This window comes from Streptomyces cucumeris (genome assembly GCF_024295805.1).
GTDB classification, from domain to species: Bacteria; Actinomycetota; Actinomycetes; order Streptomycetales; family Streptomycetaceae; genus Streptomyces; species Streptomyces cucumeris.
The window spans coordinates 16,022-41,441 of sequence record NZ_JANCLX010000003.1 but is presented as its reverse complement, the minus strand read 5'-3'; the positions used below and the strand labels follow the sequence as shown (position 1 = coordinate 41,441).

The following is a 25,420-nucleotide window of genomic DNA, read 5'->3' as shown; positions in this document are numbered from 1 at the left end:
CGGGGATCGCGTGGACCGGTTCAGCGGGCGCTGTAGGGCAGCAGCCGCCCCGCCAGCCGGGGGAATCTGCGCAAGACGTCGGTGGGGGACTCGGCCGGTCCCGCGATGGCGGTGGGGCCGAAGTGGGCCTCGCCGGTGGTCGCCGCGGGCGTCCCCGCGGGGAGACCGGCGGCACGCCACCAGCCTCCCGGCACGGTGACGGCCATGATCTGCCCGGCGCCCGGGTCCCGGCCGAGCAGGTACTCGTGCAGAGTCCCCTCCAGGGACAGCGCGACCAGTTGGAACGGCCCGCCGGCATGGAGGAGATAGGTGACGTCCGCCGCGGCCCGGTGCAGGGGGCGCACCGGAACGCGGCGGGTGAGGACCCGGGTCAGCCCGGAGGGGAACCGGCCCGCAGGACCGGTGCGCAACGGACGGTCCGGATCCGGGTCCGCGCCGGCGCCCTGACGTGGACCGTCCCCGAGAACGGGCCGCAGGGCAGGGGGGCCGGGACGGTCGTCGAACTCCCAGCCGTTCCCCCGCGCCGCGGTCTCGGTCCACAGGGCGAGACCGCCGGGGGCGGGGCTCAGGGTGTGACTGACCCGTGCCGGAAGGGCGAGTTGGGGGAGGTGGCCGGCGGCCGGATCGTCACCGAGGACCGCGAGCGCGGTACCGCGCGCAGCATCGCGCAGATGCACCTGTGTCACGGCCCCGGGGTGTGCGAAGAGCACGGTGTCCGTGGTGGCGCGGCGCCAGCGCAGCCGGGTGCCGGGACCGAGCAGCCGGGTGTGCGCGGACGAGGTCCCGGGGGCGCTCCGGGCGACCGGCGCGGACCAGCCGCCCGCTTCGTCCGGTGCCAGGCCCATCGCCGAGACGATGCCTTCCACCTGTGTGCGCATGGGCCGTCCTTTCGGGCACGAGCGGTCCGTGACCGGGAGACGGCCACAGGCGGATGTCCCGCGGCGGTCAAGTCTCATCGCGGCGCCCATGGCACTCAAGGGGATCCGGGTTTCCGCTTTCGTTGCGCAACGGGCAACGAAAAGACGGGCGGGAAACTCTTCCGATGGCCTCAACCGCGCCCATTTCACCGGGTCATTCGCTTCCCGGTGCCTCATCGAAGGGCACCGGACAACGACTTGCCGCCATTACCGGGCGCTTTCACGATGGATTTCATGACCGTCTCACCCACATCGGCATCCGATATCACGGTGCGCACGCTGTACGACATCTTCGACGTCTCGGAGGAGGAAGGGCCGGGCCGTCTGGTCTACACGGCGCGGCAGGCGCATTACACGCTCCCCTTTCTCGTGCTGTCCGCGCTCCAGCGGGAGGGTGAGCCCATGGGCCCGGCGGCCGCGGGTGAACTGGCGAGGGCCCGGCGCCGCGCCGAGCACTACCGGAACCTGGTCGCGGAGCTGCCCGGTGATCTGCCGTACACCGTGATGAAGGGGCCGGCGCTGGCCGCCGCCTACCCTCCGGGGGTGCTGCGCCCCCAGGGCGACGTCGATCTCATCGTGCCCGACGAACGCCAGCTGTGGCGTGCGGTACGGGAGTTGAGCGCACGCGGTGAGCCGGACCGGGTCTGGGTGACGGTGGTGGGACCGGAACACCATCTGCTGGTCACGCTGGTCTGGCCGCCGGAGGAGCCGCTGCTCGACCCGGAGCACCGGGTGGAGCTGTCGACGGCGGGGCTGCTGGGTGACTTCGGCGCCGTACCGGTACGGGTCCTGCCCCCCGCCGACCCCACGCTCTCCGCGTTGGTGTGTCTGGCGGAGGAGCGGCTCCAGCGGCGCTTCCACCCCCGGGACGCGCTGGACCTCTACGCGCTCGCGGGCCAGGCGGACGGACCGTCCGGGGACGAGATCGTCGACGCCGCCGCACGCATGCTGCTGGCACCGGAACTGGTGGAGCTGATCACGTACACCTCCGAGCTGCTCCCGGTGGACCGCTTCACCGGTCTTCTGCCGCGGCTGGAAGAGGCCGCCGAGGCCGAACGGGCCCGGCGGGCCGGGACGGAGCCCGGACCGGAGCCCACCGGAGTGCGGGAGACCCTGGCCGCGGGCGGCCCGGTGCACGGCATCGCGCTGGGGTCGCCCGATGAACTGCGGGGCCTGGAGACCGCGCGGGTGCACTGGTACGGGGACGAGGCGCTGCTGCTGACCCCCGTCGGCGCCTATCTGCTGGTGTGTGACGCGGTCGTGCCGCGCGAGCGGCACGCCGCAGCCCTGGCGGAACTGGACCGGCTGCGCGAGGGCGGCATTCCCGGCGGGACACGCGGACCGGTGGCGCCGACGGTCCGGACATGACCGCTCCGCTGGGGTCACGCACTGTCCCGGCCGGTCTCGACGGAGCGGACGCATTCCAGGGCGAAGGCCCGCAGGATGGAGTCGAAGGAGAACTCGCCGTCCGCGTACCGCACCATGTGCACATTGGCCAGGGACCACAGCACCCGCCTGGCCCCGGTGGCCCCGGAGCCCAGCAGGCCGGCGGCTTCCCGCACCGTGAACCCGCCGAACGCTCCGGTGCCCAGGATCCGGAAGGCCCGTGCCGCCTCCATGTCCAGTGCGCGGTAGGAGTGGCCGAGCAGCCCGCTCAGGGTGGTGGTGTCGTCCTCGGAGAGGGACAGGAAGCAGAGCAGCGCGGCGTTGTCGATGACCGCGTGCGGGGCCTCCACCGGTGGCCAGGTGTGTTCGCTGGCGGCCACCCGGATCGGCAGGGGGAGGTGGCAGCACGCCTCCACCAGGCCCCGCGCCGCCTCCTCGTCCCAGGTGTCCTCGGTGAGCGAGGCGACCAGCCGCAGGCCCTCCGCCGTGGTCATCGGGGGTACGGTGACGCGCCGCACACCGTCGCGCGCCACCAGTCCGGGCATCCGGTTGCGGCTCGTGATCAGCACCAGACAGCCGGGCTCGGCCGGCAGGAGGGGCCGGATCTGGGCGGCGTCGGCCGCGTTGTCCAGCACGATCAGCAGCCGCCGCCCGGTGAGTTCGGTGCGGAAGCGGGCGGCCAGTGCCTCGGTGTCCTCGGGCAGGGTGCCGGCCGCCGCGCCCATCGCCTGGAGGAAGCCCCGCAGCACCGTGGCGGGCGACGTGGCTTCCGGCGCCGGGCCGAAACCGTTCAGGTCGGCGAAGAGGGTGCCGTCGGGGAAGTGCCGGGCGGTGCGGTGTCCCCAGTGGACCGCCGTGGTGGTCTTGCCCGCGCCGACGGGACCATCGAGGAGGACGACCGCGCTCCGTCCGGCATGGGGATCACCGAGCAGTTCCAGTGCGGCGTCGAGCCGGTTCACCAGCTCCTCCCGCTCGATCACATCCGGTACCACACGCGGGAGTTGCGCCAGCGACGCGGTATTGCGGACCACGCGGACCGGCAGGTCGGCGGCCAGCTTGCTGAGGCACCCTCCGCCGTCCAGGACCTCGTCGCACCGCCGGGCGAGGCCGGTGGTCGGCTGTTTGTTCCCCGTCTCCACGCGGCTGAGATGACTCTTGCTGTAGTTCACCAGGCGGGCCAGGTCACCGAGCGACATCCCCCGGGCCATGCGGTGGGACCGCAGTGCGGAGCCGAAGGAGGGCGATGGGTCCGCGGAGTCAGTGGTCATGGGAACTCCCCTTGGTCGAGCGGTCTCGGTCGGCGATGTGATCCGCCGACCGTCGGAACGACGTCCTTCCAGCAGTGCGGAAAACCCCGTGGCTCGTCGTGGAACGCGTCGAGGACGGGCGGGCCGGGACGGCCGGGACATGGAGAGCCCGGCGGCGGCGCCCGTTTCCGCCGGTGCCGGTGCCGGTTCCGGTGCGCACCGTGGCACCGGAACTCCGGTCCGGCGCAGGGCCGGTGCACGGCCCGCACGCCCGCCGGACGGGCGGTGGGGGCCGTGGCCGGGAGGGTCAGCGACGGGTGCCGTGGGGGGTGCCCCGTCCGGGAACCGGCTTCCGGAACCGTTCCTCGTCCGGCGAAGGATCCCGCTCCCACGGCAGGCCCGCGGCCCGGACGAGGCGGCCCGGCTTGCGCCGGACACGCTCCGGACGGCGCGGATGACCACTGACACAGCGGCAACGCGGCCTGCGGCGCGCGGCGCGCAGTGTTCGGTGCCGTGCCTCTCGCATCGAACACTCCTTGCCGAGAGCGGGGGTGGTGCCGGGCCGGAACCCGGGGACTCAACGTCCGCAATTCAGCGTAATGACGCACCTTGCCGGAGGGTTGCAGGTCCCTTGTCTGCACCATGCCGCGGCCGCGGTGTCCCGTGTCCCACGGTCAGCCGGGGCAACGCCCTCATCTGCGCTGACCAGCACTTCCGTCATGCGAAGGCCGACCATGTCCGGGCAACGCGTGCCCGTGGTCGGTGGATTCGTGTTACATCCATCCCAGGATCTGGAGAACGGCAGACCACATGACCGCCCTCGTCCCGCACACCCCCGCCACCGGCAGCACGCCACGGGAGGTGGCCGACCGCTACGTGGCCGACGTGGCCATGGCCGATCCGCTCATCGCCCAGCGGTTCGGGCTCCCCACCTCCCGGGAGGGGTTCCCGGACTACTCACCCGACGGACTGGAGCGCTCCGCGGAACTCGACCGCGCCACGGTCCGGACGCTGGACCTCGCGGAGAGCGGCGCCGGGGACGACCCGGCCCAGCGCCGCTGTGCGCGCCTGCTGCGGGAACGGGTCTCCACCCGGCTGGCGTTGCATGACGCGGGGGAGGGGCTGCGCAGGATCGGCGCCGTGGCCTCGCCCGTACAGGCGGTGCGCGGCGCGTTCGCCCAGATGCCGACCGGGACCGACGACGACTGGGCCGCCGTCGGCACCCGGCTGCGCCATGTCGCCACGGCCCTGGAGGGCTACCGCGCCGCCCTGCGGCTCGGCGCGGAGCGGGACATGGGGGGCGGCCCCGCCCAGGTCGACACGGTGATCGGGCAGCTCACCGGCTGGACCGAGGGGGGCGGATGGCTCCAGGACCTCGCCTCCCGGGCGCCGGACCGGCTGCGCCCCGGACTCGACACCGCGGCCGCCGCCGCGGCGGCCGCGGCCGTGGACTTGCGCGACTGGCTGCGCGACGACTACGGGCCCCGTGTCCGGAACGCTCCCGACACCGTCGGCCGGGACCGCTACGCGCTGTGGGTCCGTCACTGGACCGGCAGCCGCGCCGATCTGGACGCGACCTACGCCTGGGGCTGGGAGGAGATCCGCCGTATCGAGGGCCTCATGCGCGATGCGGCCGAGGAGGTGCTGCCCGGCGCCACCCCGCGTACGGCCCTGGCGCATCTGAGCTCCCACGGTACGGCGGTGCACGGGACCGACGCGGTGCGCACCTGGCTGCAGACCCTCATGGACGAGACGATCACCGCCCTGGACGGTGTCCACTTCGACCTACCGGCCCCGCTCCGCAGGGTGGAAGCCATGATCGCCCCGGCCGGGGGCGCCGCGGCGCCCTACTACACCCCACCGTCCCTCGGGTTCAACCGGCCGGGGCGCACCTGGCTCCCGGTGGGCGGCCGGGACCGGTTCCCGGTCCATGAACTCGTGAGCACCTGGTACCACGAGGGCGTACCCGGCCACCATGTGCAGCTCGCCACCCGGGTGTTGCTGGCCGACCGGCTCTCCCTGTACCAGGCCACGCTGGGCTCGGTGAACGCCGATGCCGAGGGATGGGCGATGTACGCCGAGCGGCTGATGGACGAGCTGGGCCACTTCACCGATCCCGCGCTGCGCCTGGGTCATCTGGACGCCCAGATGATGCGGGCCGTCCGGATCGTGGTGGACATCGGACTGCACCTCGGGTCGCGCATCCCCGCGGACGCCGGATCCGGCCATGACGGGGCGCGCTGGACTCCCGCACTGGCCGCCGAGTTCCTGGCCGGACACATCGGCCGGCCGGGGGACTTCCTGGACAGCGAACTGGTCCGGTACCTCGGTCTGCCGGGCCAGGCGATCGGCTACAAACTCGGGGAACGCGCCTGGCGGGAGGGGCGGGCGCGGGCCGAACGGCGGCGGGATGGGCGGTTCGACCTGAAGGAGTGGCACACCGCGGCACTCGCCCAGGGCCCGCTGGGCCTGGACGACCTGGTGGATGAACTGGCCCGGCTGTGAACGCCCCGGCTGTGAACGGCCCGGCTGTGAACGCGCCCACCCCCGAAGGTCCGCCGGTGCCGGAGGTTCGCCGGAGGGCAGGGATTCTAGGTGTTTTGCCAGCGTTCGAGCCGTGAAAGAAGTCGCGGAGACCCGGCCGACCATGAACGGCAGATCATGTGAAGATGGTCTACACCTCACCTCTCGGCACCGGCCTTGGCACGGCTCATTCCCCGAGGCCTGGACTCGCGGTGCCCCTCAGCGGTTCGGACGGCGTCACCAGGAGGTGCACGATCCCCGTGAACCCTCATGGCCACCCCACCCGCTACGGTCTGCTCGGTCCCGTGGAGGTCCAGCGCGGTGACACCGTGCTGGACCTGGGGCCGCGTCAGCGCCGGGTGCTCCTGGTGCGGCTGCTCATCGAGGGAGGAAGACCGGTCTCCGTGGAACAGCTCTGCCAGGACCTGTGGCAGGGCGCCCAGCCCACCGGTGCCGTGTCCTCGGTGCGGGCGCACATCAGCAGACTGCGCTCGGTCCTCGAACCCGTACGGCACGGCCCGTCCCGGCTGCTGGCCAACGGCCCGACGGGGTACGTCCTGAAGGTGCCCCGCGAGGCGCTGGACACCACCTGCTTCGAGGAGTCCGTCACCCGGGCCCGTGCCGCCATGGCGCGCGGGGACCTGGCCGTCGCACGGGAGGAGATCGAGGCCGCGCTCGGCCTCTGGCGCGGGGGAACGCTCGGTGAGGCGGCCGGGTACGCCTTCGCGATCCGGGAGACGGCCCGGCTCGACCGGGCCCGCCAGGACGCCGAGGAACTGCGGGTCTCCATCCTCACCGGCGAGGGCGACGTGGCGCGTGCCATCGGCGCCGCCGAGGACCTGGTCGTCAACGCCCCGCTGCGCGAGACGTCCTGGGTGCTGCTGATGCGCGCGCTGTACAAGGCGGGACGGCCGGTGGAGGCGCTGCGGCGCTTCGAACGGTACCGCTCCATGCTGGCCGCGGAGCTCGGACTCGACCCCGGACCGGGGATGCGCGAACTGCACACCGCCATCCTGCGCCACGATGTCGCGGTCCTCGGCGACCCCCGCCCGCCCCGGGCGGTGGCGTCCCTCTCCGAGGGCCGGGCCCCGGCCCGGGGCCGGCTGGTGGGCCGGGCGGAGGAGGTGTCGCGGGTCAACGGGCTGCTGAAGGCGGCGGCCGCGGGGCACAGCGGATGGGCCGTCGTCACCGGGGAGCAGGGCTCGGGCAAGACCCGGCTGCTGGAGGAGTTCTCCGCGCTGGCCGAGGAGAACGGCTTCGCCGTGGCGCGGGCCAGTGGCGGCCAGGCGCTCAGCGAGCGCCACGGGATCTCCCTGGTCTGTCCGCTGACCCAACTCCTGGCGGCCCTGGGGCAGTGCGCCCCGGAGGCCCCCGCGGCGGCGGACCCTCCCGTGGACCAGCATCTGGCCACACTGGTGCGGGAGCTGACCCGGCGGCCCACCCTGTGCGTGATCGACGACCTGGACTGGGCGCCGCCGGACTTCCACGGTCTGCTGCGCCGGCTCGCCGCATTGCTGAGGGACGCGCCCGTCGCCGTGGTGTGTGCCCTGCGCCATGCCGAAGACCCCATGGCCAGCGGGCTGCTGGCGGAACTCGCCCGGCACGGGGCGATCCGGCTGGAGCTGGAGCCGCTGTCGGTCGCGGACGTGGCCGCCTGGCTCACGGCGGCCGGTGAGCGCGTCACCTCGCGGGAGGCCGCGGCACTGCACCGGCGGAGCGAGGGCAACCCCTTCACCCTGAAGGAGCTGGTGAAGCTGGCGCCCGAGCGGCGCCTCGGACCGGGGGCGCGGGTACCCGCGGCGGTGAGCAGCGTCGTCCATGCGCGGCTGGCCGAACTCAGTGTGCCGGCCCGGACCATGCTCGCCTACGCCGCCGCCGACGGCATCCGGATCGACGTCGAACTGCTCGCCGAGGTGCTCGGCATGGCGTGGGACCGGCTGCTGCCGCTGGTGGACTACGCCGTCACCGCCCGGGTGCTGGTCCGCGACGAGGGGCCCGGCGTCGGAGCGACGGGGAGCTATCGCTTCCCGGAGCTGGTGCGTGAGGTCGTGCTGGGCACCCTCACCCCGTCATCACGGCAGCTGTTACAGACGTCCCTCGCGTGTGCGCTCGCCCGCCGCGGGGACGAGTCCCCCGCGCGGCTGCGTACGGCGGGCGGACGGCACACACCCGAGCGGGGCCGCTGACGGCCTCGCGCCGGTGCCTCGCGTACATCTGCCTCCCCACCGGCCACCGGGCCGGTGGGGAGGCCGGACCACCACCGTTCTCGTACCGGCGGGTGTCAGCCGACGGCCTTCGCCCAGCCCCGGTCGACGATCACGCGCGCCTTCTCCAGCTGGGCGTCCGTGGGGAACAGCGGTGTGCCCTCCACCGTCGGCAGTTGCGCCGCGGCGGCCTCGTCGAGGGTGCCGTCCCTCCGCATGGCGTCCAGCAGTACCGGACGGGCGAAGCCCTTGAGCCGGAGGTTTCCGCCCTCCGGGCTGAAGAGGTACTCCTGCCACAGGCGGGCGGCCGCCGGATGCGGTGCGTTCCTGTTCACCGCGAGCGCGTAGTACTGGGCGAAACTGCCGTCGAAGGGGATCGCGACCTGCCAGTTCACGCCCTTGCGGCGGAGCTGTTCGGCGTAGGCGAGATTGAGGTAGTCCCAGTCGATGCCGATGGGGGTCTGACCGCTGGCGACAGCGGCCGAGGTGGCGTCGGCGGGGTTGAAGTTGCCCTTCTTCTTGAGTGTGGCGAAGAAGTCGAGACCGGGCTGGATATTGCCGAAGGACCCGTCGTTCGCCAAGGCGGCCGCGAACACCGCGGCGAAGCCGGTACCGGCCCGGGTGGGGTCACCGTCCAGCGAGACCTTGCCTTTGTAACGGGGTTTGAGCAGGTCGGAGAAGGTCCGGGGGCAGACCTTGAGCCGATTGGCGTTACAGCCGATGGAGATGTAGCCGCCGTAGTTGTTGACCCAGCGGGCCTTGGGGTCCTTCTGGCTGATCGGGACCGACTTGTAGGCGTCGACCTTGTAGGGCGCGAGGAGGTTCTGCCGGGCGGCGGACCGGGCGAAGGTGTTCGCCATATCGAGCACATCGGGAGCGGTGCGGCTCTTCCCGCTCTTGCGCACGGCGTCGATCTCGTCCTGGCTGGAGCCCTGCGGCTGGGCCACCGTGACCTTGATCCCGTACTTTCTCTCGAAGCCGTGGATCAGCCCGCCGTAGTTGGCCCAGTCGCGCGGAAGCGCGATCGCGTTGAGCCTGCCCTCGTCCTTCGCCGCGGCGATCAGCGCGTTCATACCGCCCATCTCGTTCGCGGAGACGGCCACCGAGGGCTTCCGGTGCGCGGGGGACGGTGATTCGTCGCAGGAGCTCAGGGCCGCCAGCAGGGTGAGGCAGCCGCAGACGGACGCGGTGCGGGCACGGGGTGAAGTCACATTGGCTCCAGGAGGCGGGATACAGGAACGAGCGCTATCACCGGTGGGCCCCTGGTGGTGGCAGGCACGTCGGGTCAGTGGAGTGAACGGTCCGCCGGCCCGGCCACCGCCGCCCTCACCACATGGTGTCGTCCACCTCACCGAGCAGGAGGTCGCCGATGCCCTCGGCCGACGGCCCGGCGCTGTTGTGGAGGGACTGTTCGGCCCAGATGACCTTGCCGGTGGGGGTGTAGCGGGTGCCCCAGCGCTCGGTGAACTGGGCCACCAGGAAGAGTCCGCGGCCGCCCTCGTCCGTGACCTTGGCCAGCCGCAGCCGGGGCGAGGTGCTGCTGCCGTCGGAGACCTCGTAGATCAGGGTGCGGTCACGGAGCAGCCGCACGGTGATGGGCTCGGTGCCGTAGCGGATGGCGTTGGTGATCAGTTCGCTGAGGATGAGTTCGGCGGTGAGGGCGATCTGCTCCAGGCCCCACTCCGTCAGCTGCCGGACGCACTCCGCGCGGACCGGGGCCACCGCCGCGGGGTCGGAGGCCACGTCCCATTCGGCGATCCGCGAACTGTCCAGCCGGTGGGTCCGGGCCACCAGCAGCGCGATGTCATCCCTGGACTGGACGGGCACCATGGCCTCGATCACCGTGGCGCAGGTGGCCTCGGGGTCGCGGTCGGGCCCGGTCAGGGCGCGGCGCAGGTCCCCGAGCCCGGCGTCCAGGTCGCGGCCCTCGATCAACCCGTCGGTGAAGAGCACCAGCCGGGACCCCTCGGGCACCGTCAGCTCCGCGCTCTCGTAGGGCAGACCGGTGCCCAGCCCCAGCGGCGGGGAGACCGGCACCGGCGGGAAGTCCACAGCCCCATCGGGGTGGACCACCGCCAGGGCCGGATGACCGGCGGTGGCGACGGCCACATGTCCGGAGGTGGGGTCGTAGATGGCGTACTGGCAGGTGGCTCCGGTGATGCCCGGCTCCTCCCCGGAGTCGGCCTCCTCGGCGTCGATCTGGGCCACCAGTTCGTCCATCCGGCCCAGCAGTTCATCCGGGGGCATGTCCAGGACCGAGAAGTTGTGCACCGCGGTGCGCAGCCGCCCCATGGTGGCCGCCGCGTGCAGACCGTGACCGACGACATCGCCGACCACCAGGGCCACCCGGGCGCTGGACAGCGGGATGACGTCGAACCAGTCACCACCGACACCGGCCCGGGCCGGGAGGTAGCGGTAGGCCACCTCGAGGGCCGACTGCTCGGGGAGCCCGCGGGGGAGCAGACTGCGCTGGAGGGCGACGGCCGTGGAGTGCTCACGGGTGTACCGGCGGGCGTTGTCGATGCACACCGCCGCGCGGGCGGCCAGCTCCTCGGCGAAGAACACGTCCTCCTCGTCGAACGGCGGGGAGGATGCGGCCCGCCAGAAGTGCGCAGTCCCGAGCAGCATCCCGCGGGCCCGCAGCGGGACCACGACCAGGGAGCGGATGCCGTAGTCCAGGACCCGCCGGGCGCGCTGCGGATCCTGGGACCGCCAGCCCTCGTCGTCGCTCAACTCGCCCACCAGGACCGCCCGGCCGCTGGCCACCCCGGTGGTGAAGGGGTGCGCCTCGGCGAACCGGATCAGTTCGCCGACGGGGTACAGGGGGTGGTCGGGTTCCAGTCCGACCGCGGCGGTGCGGCGCATCGCGGTGCTGGTACCGGACGGCTCCTCGCCGTGCAGCACCGGATCCGGGAGCTCGACGGTGGCGACGTCGGCGAACGGGGGGACCGCCACCTCGGCCAGTTCCTCACTGGTGCGGGTGACGTCCAGCGTCGTCCCGATCCGCACCCCGGCGTCATAGAGCAGTTTCAGCCGCTCGCGGGCCAGTTCGGCCCGGCCGGAGAGGGCCCGCAGCTCGGTGGTGTCGCGCAGGGTCACCGCGCTGCCGGACGCTCCCCGGGGGGCGGTGGGCCGCTTGTTGACGGCCAGCAGCCGGTCGCCCGCCAGGTGCACCTCGTCGGTGGCCGGGCGGTCGGAGGCCAGCAGTCCGGCGAGGTCCGTCCCCAGCCCGAGATCGGTGACCTGGCGCCGCTCCGCGTCCTGGGGCAGGTCCAGCAGCCGCCGGGCCTCGTCGTTGGCCAGCAGCAGCCGCCCGTCGCCGCCGACGATGAGCACCCCCTCCCGCACCGCGTGCAGCACCGCGTCATGGTGCTCATACATCCGGGTCATCTCGGCCGGGCCCAGGTCATGGGTCTGCCGCCGCAGCCGCCGGCTCACCAGACCCGATCCGGCGGCGGCGACGGCGAGAGCTCCGGTGGCGCCCGCGAACAGCAGCGGAAGCTGCCGGTCCACCCCCTCCTGCACCGTTCCGACCGTGACGGGGGCGGCGACGACGGCGACGACCGTGCCGTCCCTGTCCTTGACGGGGACGGCGGAGACCACGGAGAGGCCGAGGGACCCCTGGAAGGTCCGGGTGAAGGCCTTCCCGGAGGCCGCCTCCGCGTAGGGCCCGATGATGTGCTTGCCGATCTGCCGCCGGTCGCTGTGGGTGAGGGTGATCCCGTCCACCCGGTACACGATCAGGGCGTCGACACCGGCCGCCTTCCGGGCGGCCTCGGCGCGCGGCTGGAGCACCGCGGTCGGGTGGGAGCTGTCCAGCGCGGCCAGCATCCCCGGGGAGTTCGCGAACGCCTGGGCGGCGGCGAGCGTCCGGTGCCGGGCGTCCGTCATGCTGTCGCGCCGCACCTGCACCACCAGGGCGATCAGCGCGGCGATGACGAGCAGCACCACGACGGCCAGTTGGAGCAGGAACACCTGACCGGCCAGGCTGCGCATGCTCAGCATGGAACTCAGCCCCCTGAGCAGGCGCCCCGGTTTCCCCTGGGGCGTACTCCTGGGCGAAATTCCGCGTCGGATTCTACCCATAATTCCGGCCATAAACTATTTCTACCGCTTCGGGGGTGGATCACGGTCAGGGCCCGCTCCTGAGTGAGTGTCGGGATCCATCCCGTGCCGGACGGCGGACGGAGCGTCAGCTCCCGGCGGCTGGGATCCACGGGGTCGTGAGGTGAGATCACAGAGGGCTAGGGTGGAGGCGTGAAGTATCTGCCGGCCATCCTGAGCGAGGACCATCCGAGCCTCAGTGCCACCGAGCGTGCCTACGCCGCCATCAAGCGCCAGATCATCGAGCTGGAGCTGGAGCCGGGCGCCCATGTCACCAAGTCGGCCCTGGAGCGCCGGGCCGGTGCGAGCACGATGCCCGTGCGGGAGGCTCTGACCAGGTTGCAGCGGGACGGACTGGTGCAGGCGTTGCCGCGCTCGGGCTACCGCGTCCTCCCGGTCACCCTCAAGGGCACCCGCGATCTGTGTGCCTTCCGCCGGCTGCTGGAGGTCGAGGCCGCGGGGCTGGCGGCGGAACTCGGCTGCCCGGCGGGCGATCTCGCCCGGATGGAAGAGCTTCTGTCGGTGACGTACGAGGCGGGCGACATGGTGAGCGTCGACGCCTTCCTCCGCGCCAATCTCGAGTTCGACGCGATCATCGCCAACCGGTGCGGCAACGACATGCTGGCCCAGTCGATCGTCCGGGCCTTCGACGAGCTGGAGCGGGTCCTGCGGATCACCTTGGCGTCGCTGCCGTTCTCGGCGTCCTCCGCGCATCAGCGGCGGGAGATCCTCGAGGCCATCCGGGACCGTGATCCGGCCGCGGCCCGTGCGGCCATGCGGGCCAGGACGCAGACCTCGCAGGACCAGATCATCGACAAGCTGGTGTCGCACGCGTCGCTCGCCGAGGTCAGCATCGGCCTGAGCTGAGCCGAGGGCGCCGGAGCCATCCGGGGTCCGCCGGGGGGTTGACGGCTGTTCCTTCCGAGTGGTGAGCTGGTCTGAGATCTCAGTGAGAGTATCTGAGATCTCAAGCGCACATCACTCTGTGGAGGGAAGCTGATGACACTGGACCGGCTGCCCGCTCTCGTCCTCGCCGACCGTGTCCGCGCGGTGGCGGCAGACCGCGCGGATCTGCTCCCGTTCCGTGGTGTGCCGACGCTCCCCATGCCCCCGCATGTCGTGGACGCGGTGCGGACGGCCGCGGGGCAGGTGTTCCCCCGGCGCAGCCGCGGTTCCGGCGCGCTCCGCCGGGCGATCTCCTCCCGGCTGGAGGCCGTGCACGGGCTCGCCGTGGACCCGGAGCGCGAGCTGCTGATCACCCATGGCGCCCAGCACGGGATGAGCGTGGTCCTGCGGGCCCTGCTGTCGCCGGGGGACGAGGTCCTGGTGCCCGCGCCGAGCTACTTCTTCGACGGGATGATCCGCCTGGCGGGGGCCCGGCCGGTGTATATACGGGCCGACGAGGGCCGCGGCTGGGAGTGCGGTCCGCAAGCCGTCGAGGCCGCCGTCACCCCGGCCACCCGGGCCGTGCTGATCTGCAACCCCAACAACCCCACCGGCCATGTGCCGAGCCGTGAGCTGCTGGGCGGGCTGCTGGATGTCGCTGCCCGCCACGGGCTGACCGTCCTCTCCGACGAATGCTACGAGCGGTACGTCTGGGACGGGCCCGGCTACGTACCGCAGATGCTGCTGCGTGACCGCCACCCCGATCTGGTCACGGTCACCAGCCTCAGCAAGAACTACGCGTTCACCGGCTGGCGGGTCGGATACGTCCATGCCCCGGCCCATCTGATGGGGCCGATCCACCGTGCCTTCGAGTGGGACGCCATCAACGTCGGCGATATGGCCATGGCCGCGGCGCACGCCGTCATCACCGGACCGCAGGACTGGATCGAGCGGGAGTTCGCCACCCTGCGGGCCCGCCGGGACGTCCTCCGGGGCGGGCTGGAGCGCGCCGGACTCCCTTCGGCCCGGCCCGACGCCGGTGTCTTCGTATTCGTCGACTGTGCCCGACTCGGCCTCCGCGGGCGGGCGTTGGAGCGGTTGCTGCTGGACCACGGGGTGGCCGCCATCGCCGGAGACGCCTTCGCCGGACCGGACACCCATGTCCGCATGGTGTACGGCGGATCCGTCGCCAGTCTGGAGGAGGCGGGGCGGCGGCTCGGGGCGCTGACGCGCGGGGTCTCCCGCGCTCCCCGTAAAGATCTCAGTTGAGCCTTCTGGGATCCCCACAGCTCAGGACCCATCTCGACAGTCCAGGAACCACCTCGAAGGAGCCGAACGTGTCAGGACCCGCCAAGACCGCTCGCGACGCCGGAAGTTGGCGCGTCGCCGCCGATATCGGTGGCACTTTCACCGATGTCATCGCCCTGGGCCCGGGGGGCCGTGTGGTGCCGGTGAAGGTCCTGTCCACACCGCCGGACTTCGGCAGCGGCGTCCTCGACGGAACCGCTGCCGCGCTGTCCGCGGCGGATGCGCTCCCGCGGCAGGTCGGGGCGATGCTGCACGCCACGACCGTGGCCACCAACGCCATTCTGGAAGCGCGCGGAGCCCGGACCGCCCTGGTGACCACACGGGGATTCCGGGACGTCCTGGAACTCGGCCGACTGCGCCGTCCGCGGTTGTACGACCTGTCCTGGCAGCGGCCCACCCCGCTCGTGCCCCGGCGCCACCGCTACGAGATCGACCAGCGCATCACCGCCGACGGCCGGCTGGAACCCCCCGCGGACCCCGCGGAACTGGCCCGGGTGGCCGCCGGGATCGCGGCCGCGGACCTCGAGGCGGTGGCGGTCTGCCTGATCAACTCCTATGTCCGCCCCGAGGAGGAGCGCCGGGTCGCGGACGAGCTGCGGGCCCTGCTGCCGGGCAGGTATGTGACCGCCTCCGTGGACATCACCCCGCAGATGCAGGAGTACGAGCGCACCAGCACCGCCGTCGTCAACAGCTATGTCGGCCCCCAGGTGCACGACTACGTCACCGCGCTCGGCGAGGGACTGCGGGAGGCGGGTGTCTCCGCCCCCTTGATGATCATGCAGTCCAGCGGTGGCCTCCTCGACGCTCCCTCCGTGGTGCGGCGTCCGGTACAGATCATCGAGTCCGGGCCCGCCGCCGGTGTCATCGCCGTCCAGAAACTCGCGCGGCATATGGGACTCGCGTCGGTGGTCGCCTTCGACATGGGCGGCACCACGGCCAAGGCGTCCCTGATCGAGAACGGGGAGCCGTTCGTCGCGGGCGACTACGAGGTCGGCGGGGGGATGAACATCACCCGTGGCATGGGCAAGGGCGCCGGATACGCGCTGCGCGTGCCCTCCATCGACATCGCCGAAGTGGGCGCGGGCGGCGGCAGCGTCATCTCCACCGATGCCGCCGGATCCCTTCGTGTCGGACCGGACAGCGCCGGGTCCCGGCCCGGCCCCGCCTGCTACGGCAACGGGGGGACCAGCCCCACGCTGACCGACGCCAACGTGGTCCTGGGCTACCTCAGCCCGCAGGCCCTGGCGGGCGGACGGGTGGCGATCAGTCCGGACCTCGCCGAGAAGGCCATCGACCCGGTGGCCCGGGATCTGGGGGTCGATGTCCCGGCGGCCGCCCGTGGCGCCTATCAGGTCGCCGTGTCCAGCATGACCAAAGCGGTGAAGGCCGTCACCAGCGAACGCGGCCGCGATCCGCGGGAGGCGGTCATGGTCGCCTTCGGCGGCGCCGGACCCCTCTACGGCGCGGCGATCGCCCGGGAACTCGGCATCGACACCGTCATCGTCCCCGTGCACACCGGACTGTTCAGCAGCCTCGGGCTGCTCGTCGCCGACACCGAACGACAGGCCGTGACACCCCACCGGGCGAACCTGGAGGCACTCGGCCTGCTCACCGCGGAATTCGACCGGATGGCCCAGGAGGTCACCGGGACCCTCCTCGAGGCCGACCCCTCGGCAGAACCGGACATCCTGCGGATCCTCGATATGCGCTACCGGGGCCAGCGTTTCGAACTGTCCGTCACCGTCCCCGGCGGCCCGCTGGATCCCGGACTGATGGCAGCCGCCCGGCAGCGGTTCCACGCCGAACACCACCGTACCTACGGACGGACCGGGGCCGATGAACTCGTGGAGATCGTCAACCTGCGTGTCCGCGGACGGATACGCAACCCCGTGGGCATCGAGGCGATCCTGAGCCTGCCACCGGAGGAGACCCGCCCCGCGACCACCCGGGCGTGCCGGTTCGACCGGAGCGAGCCGACCCCGGTCATCACCCGCGCCGCGCTGTCCGCGGACCTCCGTCCGGGCCCCCTGGTCATCGAGGACATGGACGCCACCACCCTCGTACCGCCGGGGGCCACCGCCCACCTGGACCACCTGAACAACATCGTCATCGTCTGGACGACCACCGCCCCGGAGGCATCCGCATGAGCCCGCGCCCGATCAGCGACGCCGCCACGTTCGAGGTCCACCGGAACGCGGTCACCGGACTCGCGGACGAGATGGCCATCACCATCCTGCGCACCGCGCACTCCCAGATCGTCGCGTCCAGCATGGACTTCTCCGCCGCGCTGTGCGACGCCTCGGGGCGGGTGATCGCGCAGGCCAACACCTGTCCGGTGCACCTCGGTTCCCTCCCCGACGCCATGAGCGCGGTGCTGGACGCGTTCGGTGACACGGTCCGTCCGGGCGATGTGTATCTGCTCAACGACCCCGACCTGGGCGGTATGCATCTGCCCGACATCTTCGCGGTCGCGCCGGTGTTCACCCCGGCGCGGGAGCTCATCGGCTACTCGGTCACCGTGGTCAACCACGTGGACGTGGGAGGCTGGGCCGCGGGGTCCATGGCGGTGCAGTCCACCAGCATCTTCGCCGAAGGTGTGCAGATCCCGCCGTCCCGGCTGTACGAGGCGGGACGGCTCAACGAGACCTTCCTCGCACTCATCCTGCGCAACGTACGCGAACCCGCCCTGCTGCGCGGCGATCTGGAGGCACAGCTCGCCGCGTGCCACGCGGGCGGCCAGGGACTCAGGGAACTGGCCGAACGTCACGGCACCGAGGGGCTCGCCGCGCTCAACGAGGAACTCCTCGACCACTCCGAGACACTGCTGCGCGCGGCGCTCGCCGAAGCCCCCGACGGCGCCTACGCGTTCGAGGACTTCATCGACGACGACGGTATGGGCTCGCCGCCCATCCCCTTCCGCGTCACCGTCACCATCACCGGCGACACCCTGCACCTGGACTTCACCGGATCCTCCCCCCAGGTGGCCTCGGCCCTCAACGCCACCGCGTCCTTCACCCGGTCCGCCTCCTACGCCGCCCTCCAGGGCGCCCTGGGCTCCGACATCCCCGCCAACAGCGGCTTCTACCGCCCGATCGGCTTCACCATCCCCGAAGCCTCCATTCTCAACGGCAGGCGGCCCGCAGCCCGTGGCGCCCGGGGCCTGGTGGCCTACCGCATCATCGACACCGTCCTCGGAGCGCTGGCACCGGTCTTCCCCGAGCGGGTCCCCGCCGCGGGCGACGGCGGTCCCGATTCCGTGGCCATCGGTGTCACCGGCGCCGACGGAACCACCAGCGTGCTGTGGGACATCCTGTGCGGGGCCTGGGGAGCCCGGCCGGACCGTGACGGGGTGGACGGCATCAGCCCGCTCGGTGCCAACCTGGCCAACATACCGGTGGAGGAGCTCGAACAGGCCGGCCATGTGCGTATCGACGGCTACGGCTATCTGCCCGACACCGGCGGCCCCGGCCGGTGGCGCGGCGGTCTGTCCACCTTCCGCGATATGACGGTGCTCGCCCCCGCGGTCTCGGTGCAGATCCGCTCCGACCGGCGGATCCATCTGCCCTACGGACTCCGGGGCGGATCCCCGGGCACCACCTCCGCCAACATCCTCAACCCCGGTACCCGCCATGAGCAGGTGCTCCCGGCCAAGGTGGTCCGGGAGCTCGGCGCAGGCGACCGCCACCGGCACATCACCGCCGGCGGGGGAGGTCACGGCGACCCCTTCACCCGCGACCCCGGACACGTCCTGCGGGACGTCCTCGACGGAAAGGTCACCATCTCCGGCGCGATCCGCGACTACGGCGTGGTCATCACCGCCGACGGCGAGATCGACGCCGCGGAGACCCGGCGGCGCCGCGCCGCCCCGCGCCACTAGGCCGTGTCTTGTGGATCACCTCGGGCCCGCGACGCCTGGCACGGCACCTCGCTGCGTTGTCGGAGCATCCGAGTAGGCCCACTACGAGGACGCCCCTCCGCCTTGCGATCCACCGCACCAGACGCCGCGGGCTGATCCGAGCCGATCCACAAGACACGGCCTAGCGGCGAGAACGGGACACCCCGTCCCCGCGCGATTGCCCCAACCCCCCACCTCACCACCCTCGGACCCGCTCATCGAGAGGACCCCGCCATGGCCGAGGTCACCACCCCCGTACCGACCGACGACGAGATGCGCCGGGTATGGCGCAGAACAGGTCTACGCATCATCCCGCTCATCGGCCTCGCCTATGTGATGAGCTATATCGACCGTGCCAACCTCGGCTATGCGGCACAGCCGCTCAGCAAGAGCCTCGGCATGACCGCCGGACAAGCGGGCCTGGCCTCCGGCCTGTTCTTCATCGGCTATGTCCTCGTGGAGATACCGAGCAATATGATGCTGCGCCGGTTCGGGGCGCGGAAATGGATCACCCGCATCCTGGTCTCCTGGGGTCTGGTCACCATGGCGACCGGGGCCGTGCAGAACGTGGCCCAGCTCTACGCCGCCAGGATCCTGCTGGGCTTCGCGGAGGCCGGTCTCGCCGCCGGAATCCTGCTGTACCTGACCTTCTGGTTCCCCAGGAGACAGCGCGCCTGGGCCATGTCGGCCTTCTTCATCATGCTTCCGCTGTCCGGCATCATCGGCTCACCCCTCGCCGCGGCCATGCTGTCCTGGGGCCAACAGCTCACCGGGCACACCGGGTGGCGGTCTCTGTTCTTCACCGAGGGCCTGTTCACCGTGGTCTCCGGAATCGTCATCTACGCCTTCCTGCCGGACCGTCCCGCCGACGCCCGCTGGCTGACCCCCGAGGAGAAGGACGCCATCCAGCGGCGGCTCGGCCAGGAGACCGCCCGTCAGAACGCAGACGGCGCGCTCACCGGAATGCGCCAGGCGCTCTCCAGCGGACGGGTCTGGATGCTCTCCCTCGCCTTCTTCGCCATCGTCTTCGGCCTGTACCCCATCGCCTTCTTCCTGCCGACGATGATCGCCACCCTCACCGGCCACGCCTCCGCCGTCTCCGATGTCAGCAGTGTGCTGCTCGCCGGAATCCCGTCGGCGATCGCCATCCTCGCCATGCTCGGCTGGGCGAAGGTGGCGGCACGCCGGTCCGCGGTGTTCTCCACGGCGATACCGCTGGCCTTCGGTGTGGTGGGGCTGGTGCTGGCCACCTTCACCCACCACGATGTCCTGTTCATCGCCGCGTTCTGCGTCAGCGTCTCCGGGATCTTCACCGCCATGCCGCAGTTCTGGCGACTCCCTCCGCTGTGCCTGACCGGCGCCGCCGCGGCTTCGGGCATCGCATTGATCAACTCGGTGAGCAACGCCGGCGGCTTCCTCGGCCCCTATATGACCGGCGCCATCGCGGACGCGACCGGCGATTTCACCTACGCCCTCCTGGCCATCGCCCTCATCATGTCCGGGGGACTGGTGATCCTGCTGACGGCCGGGCGGAAGGCGGAAGCGTCGGCCGCCCAGGATCCACCGCCACAGCGGCGGGACCCACTGCCGCAGACCCACGACACGAAGGAGACCGCGTGACCGGACGCACCACCACCGCACTGATCGTCGGCGATATGCAGACGGGCATCCTGGAGAACTACCCCTTCACCAGGGCACCCCTGGCCCCGCTGCGGACGCTGGTACCCGCGGCGCGTGCCGCACACGATGTGCTCGTCGTGTTCATCCGCACCGAACTGCGCGCCTCGGGAATCGATGTCTCCGCGAACAACACGGTGCTCACCGCATTCCACCGGTCCGGCACGCTCTTCCACGAGGGGTCCGGGGAAACGGACGTCACACCGGACCTGGCACCGACGGCGGAGGATGTCGTCATCACCAAACGCCGCGCCAGCGCGTTCGCCGGGACCGAACTCGACCTGGTGCTGCGCGCCCAGCACATCGAATCGATCGTGCTGACCGGAGTGGCGACCAGCGCCATGGTCGCGGCCACGCTCTACGACGCCATGGACCGCGACTACCGGGTCACCGTCCTGGACGACGCCTGCGCGGACGCCGAGCGGGACGTCCATGACGTCTTCATGGAGCGGATCTTCCCCGAGCGGGGCGCGCGGGTCACGACGGCGGAGACATGGCTCGGAGAGCGGTGAATCGCCCGTTCCACACGCGGTGGTGGGGGGCCCCCCCCCCGGGGGGGGGCCCCCCCCCCCCGGGGGGGGGGGGGGGCCGGGGGGCGCGGGTCGCGTCTGCCCCGCGGCTGGGCCCCCCCCCCGCCGCGGCCCCCCCCCCCCCACCACCGCGTGTGTGGTTGCCGTCAGCCGAGCGCGCCGAGACCCGCGGCGGGCAGGTCGTCCGGCAGCAGCGTCCGCAGATCGTCCACGCTCGGCTGGGCCTTCGCCGTGAGCCGGCGGGCCTGCTGGGTGATCATGCTCTCCAGCAGCTTCCGCGCCAGCCGCGCGTTGCCGAACGACCGGTCGCGCGGGAGGGATTCCACCCGCTCGCGCAGCGCGCCGAGGGTGTCCGCCGGGCAGGAGTAGCCGGAGTCCTCCGCATGCCGCTCCAGGATGGTGAGGAGCTCATCGGTGGAGTAGTTCTCGAACTCCACGAAGCGTGAGAAGCGCGAGGCCAGACCGGGGTTGGAGTCCAGGAACCGGCGCATCTCGTCCGTGTAGCCCGCCACGATCACCACCACCTCGTCCCGGTGGTCCTCCATCAGCTTCAGCAGGGTGTCCACGGCCTCCCGGCCGAAGTCGGAGGAGGACCCCTCGGGGGTGAGGGTGTACGCCTCGTCGATGAACAGCACACCGCCCTTGGCGCTGTCGAAGACCTCCTTGGTGAGCTGCGCGGTGTGGCCCACGTAGCGGCCCACCAGATCCGCCCGGGCCACCTCGATGAGCTGGCCGCGCGGCAGCACACCCAGGGAGTGCAGGATCCCGGCGTACAGCCGGGCCACGGTGGTCTTGCCGGTTCCGGGCGGACCCGAGAACACCAGATGCTGGCTGATACGCGGCGCGGGCAGTCCGGCGGCCTCGCGCTGCCGCGCCGTGGTGAGCAGGCTCACCAGATCAGTGACCTCGCGCTTGACCGCGCCGAGGCCCACCATCGCCTCCAGCCGGGCCAGCAGTGCCTCGCGGTCCTCGCCGGGCCCCTGCTCGGCGGCGGAGTCATCGCAGATGTCCTCGGGCAGCAGCAGCGTCAGATCCCGTTCGGCGGGCTCGGACATGGTGGCGAGCCGGAACGCCTGGCGGTCGACCATCTCCTCGAAGACCCGCCGTGCAGCACGGCCGTTGCCGAACGTGGCGTCCCGGGGCATCCGCTCGAAGTGGGCGGCGAGCGCGTCCGTGGTGCCCGGCCCCAGCTCGTACTGGTGGGAGCCGCACATGCTCTCCGTGATGGTCACCAGCTCCGCCACCGAGTAGTTGGTGAACTCGATGGTGCGGGTGAAGCGGGAGGCGAGACCGGGGTTGGAGTCCAGGAAGGAGCCCATCTCCGAGGAGTATCCGGCGGCGATGACCACCACGTCCTCGCGGTGGTCCTCCATCAGCTTCAGCAGGGTGTCCACGGCCTCGCGGCCGAAGTCGTTGGAACTGCCGCCCTCGGGGGTGAGGGTGTACGCCTCGTCGATGAACAGCACACCGCCGATGGCCTCGTTGAACGCTTCGGTGGTCTTGATGGCCGTACCGCCGATGACCTGCGCCACCAGATCGGCGCGGGACACCTCGACGAGATGGCCGGAGGGCAGCACGCCGAGCTGGGCGAGGATGGAACCGTAGAGCCGGGCCACGGTGGTCTTGCCGGTGCCGGGCGGTCCTGCGAACACCAGATGGCGGCTCATGGACGGCACCGGCATGCCCAGCCGGGCGCGCCGCTGGGCGAGTTGGTTGAGGTTGACCAGGGTCCGCACCTGGTGTTTGACGCCGTCGAGGCCGATCAAGGCCTCCAGTTCCTCCAGCGGCTCCTTGGGCTCGGCGCTGCCGGAGTCCTTTGCGCCGGACGCGCCGCCGCCCCCGGCCACTTCGGCGCCCCAGACGTCCGGGGTGCCGTTGTCGGCGCTGGTGAGGTCCAGCACCTCCAGCCGCTCGCTCGCCCGGGTCTGGGTCAGCCCGGCGCCCCGGTTGTCCCGCACCGTGCAGTTGGTGACGCTGACCGGTTCGGCGCTGTCCACCCGGATGCCGTCACCGACGCTGCCGCTCACCTCGCAGCGGTTCAGTTCCGCGCGGGCCCCGGCCGCCAGGAGCACACCATGGGCTCCGGCGCCGCTGATCCGCACCCGGGCCAGGGATGCCTCCCCGCCGGAGTCGACGGCCACACCGGAGGCGCCGCAGTCCTCGATCTCCAGGTCCCGGACCGTGGCGATCCCCTCGCCGCCCACGGACACCGCGGTCTCCCCGGAGGAGCGCACCACACAGTCACCGATCTGGGTGTTGCCACCGTCGGCGATCCGGATCCCGGTGTCGGTGGCGCCTTCCACCGTGCACATCTCCAGCCGTCCGCGGCCCTCGTCACCCACCTCGACGCCGTACCTGCCGGGGGAGGAGAACCGGGCGTGCCGGATCAGCGGGTTGGCGCGCGAGCGGATCGACACGGCGCTTCCCGCGCCGCCCGACACCTCCAGCCGGTCGAACTCCGCGGTGGAGTCCTCGACGAGGAGCACCGCCGCGACCGGATCCGCGCAGTCCCGCACCACCGTGTGGAGGAAGGACGGCGAGCTGAAGTCGGCCACCCGGATCGCGGACCCCGTCGACGTGGTGAACTCGCAGTCCTCGAAGGTGCCGCGGGAGCGTTCGGAGACCACCAGACCGGAACCCTTGGTCCGGGTGGTGGTGCACCGGCGCAGCAGCGGATCGGCCCCAGCGGACAGGGCGATCCCGGGGCCGGAGGTGCCGGAGACCGCCACCTGCTCCACGGTGGGCCGGGAGCCGCTGGTCAGATAGATGCCGACGGCGCTGTCCCGGACGGTGGTGCGCACCACCCGGGTGGTGCTGTTGCCCTCGAGGGCGATCGCGGGCTTGTCGGTCCCGGAGATGTCGCAGGACTCGACGGACCCCTGTGCCTCGCCGTTGGCGAGAACACCATTGCCCCGGGCGTCCCGCATCCGGCAGTCGCGGATGGTGGAGCGCGCGTTCTCGCTGAGGACCACGGCCGAGGTGCCGAGGTTCTCCAGGACGCAGTCCTCGATGGCGCTGCCGCTCTCGGAGGTGTCCACGATGCCGGCGCCCTCGCGGTTGGTGACCCGGCAGCCGCGCATGGCCAGCGAGCCGGTGTTCCTGGCCAGCACCGCCGTCCACCCCGAGCCGATCACGGTGCAGCGCTCCATGGCGACCTGACCACGTGGCACATCGACCACGGGCACGTCCTCGCCACCGCCGCGCAGTGTCAGATCGGTGAGCATCACCGCGTCGGCCATCAACGTCAGCGCCGAGCCGCGGCGCGGACAGATCTCCACGCTGCCCGGTTCGCCCTCGGCGACGATGGTCACCCGGGTGCGGACGGTGAGGTTCTCGGGGTAGCGGCCGGGACGGACGCGGAGGACCGCCCCCGTACGTGCCGTGGCCAGCGCCTCACCGATGGTCCGGAAACCGTCCGGCTGTTCCGGGCCGACCGTAAGTACCTGCCGTGACACGCTGTGCCCTCCTGAATTCGTGATGAGCCGGACCGAGCCCGGTCCCAGGATCCCATCCCATAACATGTGCCGTATGCGATGCGACCGTTACCGCCGTGCTCTGGCGATTGCGGCGGCAGCCGCGATTCCCGCTTTGGTGCTGCCCCAGCCAGTCCACGCCGATGCCGGTGACCCGGTGAGCCTCCCACCCCTGCGCCTGCGGATGGGCGCCGACGACACGTGTGCCACCGCCTCCGCCAAGACCGCCGACACCCAGCCATGGACCCGCCAGGCGCTCCAACTCTCCCGTTCCTGGCAGCTGTCCCAGGGCACGGGGGTGACGGTGGCCGTGGTGGACACCGGCGTCGGTGAGAGCGCGCCCGCGCTGTCCGGCCGGGTCACCGCCGTGGACGATGCCGGCCAGGACTGTGTGGGCCACGGCAGTTTCGCGGCGGGCCTGATCGCGGCCGCTCCCACCGGGAAGGGCGCGGTGACCGGAGTGGCGCCGCATGCGCGCGTCCTGGCGATCCGCGGCACCGACGACCGTGGCAACCCCAGCGCCCAGCGCATCGCGGACGGCATCACCGCCGCCGTGGACCAGGGCGCTTCCGTGGTGTACGTCGGCCAGACCCTGACCACCGGAAGCAAGGAGCTGACGGAGGCGGTGGCCCACGCCACCGCCAAGGACGTGCTGGTCGTCGCCCCCGCCACACCGGACATCGCGCCCAAGGGAGCCGATGGGAAGACGGACACCCGCGCTCGCGCGTACTGGCCGGCCCGTGTCCCCCGGGTGCTGTCCGTCGTGGACTTCGGACCCGCCGGAGGCCGTCCGAAGGACGCACCCGGCGTACTCGACGCCGACCTCGCCGCGCCCGGTGACGCGGTGGTCGGTATCGGGCCCAAGGGCCGTGGCCACTTCATCGGTTCGGGTGCGTCGCTGGCCGCCGCACACGTCGCGGGGGCGGCGGCGCTGATCCGCTCCTACCACCCCGACCTCTCCGCGACGGAGGTCTCCCGCAGGCTGCTCCAGGCCGCGTACCCCGATGAGGCGCCCAGGCTGGACACCTACGCCGGGCTCACGGCGGTCCTGCCCACCGAGGCGGCCGCCGCCGAGCCCGAGCCGGGTCCGGCGCACATCCCGGCGGCGGCGTCCGCCACCCCCCGCGAGCGGGCGCTGATGATCGGTTCCGGTGGCCTGGGTCTGGTGCTGCTCGTGGGCGCGGCGATGGTGATCGTCCCCCGTGGCAAGGCCCGTGGCTGGCGCCCGGCGGACCGGACCCCGTCCGACGGGACCTGAGCACCGGCCCGGC

General features: G+C 72.0%; 15 protein-coding genes. 10 read left to right on the top strand and 5 right to left on the bottom strand.

What is annotated here, in order from left to right:
• Positions 1–20: 20 nt before the first annotated feature.
• Complete coding sequence (locus tag NMK44_RS05495; RefSeq protein WP_254738853.1) at positions 21–878, bottom strand: cupin domain-containing protein; 858 nt, start codon at positions 876–878, stop codon at positions 21–23.
• A 273-nt stretch (positions 879–1,151) separates the two neighbouring features.
• On the opposite strand from NMK44_RS05495, the gene NMK44_RS05490 reads away from it, so the two are divergent.
• On the top strand, positions 1,152–2,285 hold the full coding sequence (locus NMK44_RS05490) for a nucleotidyltransferase family protein (protein ID WP_254738851.1): 1,134 nt from the start codon (positions 1,152–1,154) through the stop codon (positions 2,283–2,285).
• 14 nt (positions 2,286–2,299) lie between these two features.
• Here NMK44_RS05490 and NMK44_RS05485 read toward each other — a convergent pair whose 3' ends face one another.
• Positions 2,300–3,571 (bottom strand): helix-turn-helix domain-containing protein, encoded by a 1,272-nt coding sequence (locus NMK44_RS05485; RefSeq protein ID WP_254738849.1) that lies wholly within the window; start codon positions 3,569–3,571, stop codon positions 2,300–2,302.
• 789 nt (positions 3,572–4,360) lie between these two features.
• On the opposite strand from NMK44_RS05485, the gene NMK44_RS05480 reads away from it, so the two are divergent.
• Both NMK44_RS05480 and NMK44_RS05475 read left to right on the top strand, forming a co-directional pair.
• A complete protein-coding gene (locus NMK44_RS05480) occupies positions 4,361–6,055 on the top strand; it encodes a DUF885 domain-containing protein (protein WP_254738847.1) in 1,695 nt (564 codons plus the stop codon).
• A 278-nt stretch (positions 6,056–6,333) separates the two neighbouring features.
• Positions 6,334–8,259, top strand: coding sequence for an ATP-binding protein (locus NMK44_RS05475; RefSeq protein ID WP_254738845.1), 1,926 nt, complete (start codon positions 6,334–6,336; stop codon positions 8,257–8,259).
• A 95-nt stretch (positions 8,260–8,354) separates the two neighbouring features.
• Here NMK44_RS05475 and NMK44_RS05470 read toward each other — a convergent pair whose 3' ends face one another.
• A complete protein-coding gene (locus NMK44_RS05470; RefSeq protein WP_254738843.1) occupies positions 8,355–9,488 on the bottom strand; it encodes an ABC transporter substrate-binding protein in 1,134 nt (377 codons plus the stop codon).
• A gap of 115 nt (positions 9,489–9,603) precedes the next feature.
• Positions 9,604–12,282: a SpoIIE family protein phosphatase gene (locus NMK44_RS05465; protein WP_254738841.1), complete on the bottom strand. Its 2,679-nt coding sequence runs from the start codon at positions 12,280–12,282 to the stop codon at positions 9,604–9,606.
• 252 nt (positions 12,283–12,534) lie between these two features.
• Between NMK44_RS05465 and NMK44_RS05460 the strand changes: the two genes are divergently transcribed.
• From NMK44_RS05460 to NMK44_RS05435, 6 genes are all read left to right on the top strand, one after another.
• Positions 12,535–13,248 carry a GntR family transcriptional regulator gene (locus tag NMK44_RS05460; RefSeq protein ID WP_254738839.1) on the top strand — a complete coding sequence of 238 codons (714 nt, stop codon included), beginning with the start codon at positions 12,535–12,537 and terminating at the stop codon, positions 13,246–13,248.
• Between the two features lie 132 nt (positions 13,249–13,380).
• Positions 13,381–14,535 carry a pyridoxal phosphate-dependent aminotransferase gene (locus tag NMK44_RS05455; protein WP_254738837.1) on the top strand — a complete coding sequence of 385 codons (1,155 nt, stop codon included), beginning with the start codon at positions 13,381–13,383 and terminating at the stop codon, positions 14,533–14,535.
• Positions 14,536–14,603: 68 nt separating this feature from the next.
• Positions 14,604–16,721, top strand: a complete 2,118-nt coding sequence (locus tag NMK44_RS05450; protein WP_254738835.1) for a hydantoinase/oxoprolinase family protein — start codon at positions 14,604–14,606, stop codon at positions 16,719–16,721.
• Positions 16,718–18,451, top strand: coding sequence for a hydantoinase B/oxoprolinase family protein (locus tag NMK44_RS05445; RefSeq protein ID WP_254738833.1), 1,734 nt, complete (start codon positions 16,718–16,720; stop codon positions 18,449–18,451). The genes NMK44_RS05450 and NMK44_RS05445 overlap by 4 nt, the downstream gene beginning before the upstream one ends.
• A 252-nt stretch (positions 18,452–18,703) precedes the next feature.
• Complete coding sequence (locus NMK44_RS05440; protein ID WP_254738831.1) at positions 18,704–20,089, top strand: MFS transporter; 1,386 nt, start codon at positions 18,704–18,706, stop codon at positions 20,087–20,089.
• Positions 20,086–20,658 (top strand): cysteine hydrolase family protein, encoded by a 573-nt coding sequence (locus NMK44_RS05435; protein ID WP_254738829.1) that lies wholly within the window; start codon positions 20,086–20,088, stop codon positions 20,656–20,658. Before NMK44_RS05440 ends, NMK44_RS05435 begins: the two co-directional genes overlap by 4 nt.
• A gap of 164 nt (positions 20,659–20,822) precedes the next feature.
• On the opposite strand, the gene NMK44_RS05430 is transcribed toward NMK44_RS05435, so the two are convergent.
• On the bottom strand, positions 20,823–24,131 hold the full coding sequence (locus NMK44_RS05430; protein WP_254738827.1) for a right-handed parallel beta-helix repeat-containing protein: 3,309 nt from the start codon (positions 24,129–24,131) through the stop codon (positions 20,823–20,825).
• 175 nt (positions 24,132–24,306) lie between these two features.
• Between NMK44_RS05430 and NMK44_RS05425 the strand changes: the two genes are divergently transcribed.
• Positions 24,307–25,407 carry a S8 family serine peptidase gene (locus NMK44_RS05425; RefSeq protein ID WP_308358331.1) on the top strand — a complete coding sequence of 367 codons (1,101 nt, stop codon included), beginning with the start codon at positions 24,307–24,309 and terminating at the stop codon, positions 25,405–25,407.
• Positions 25,408–25,420 lie beyond the last annotated feature (13 nt).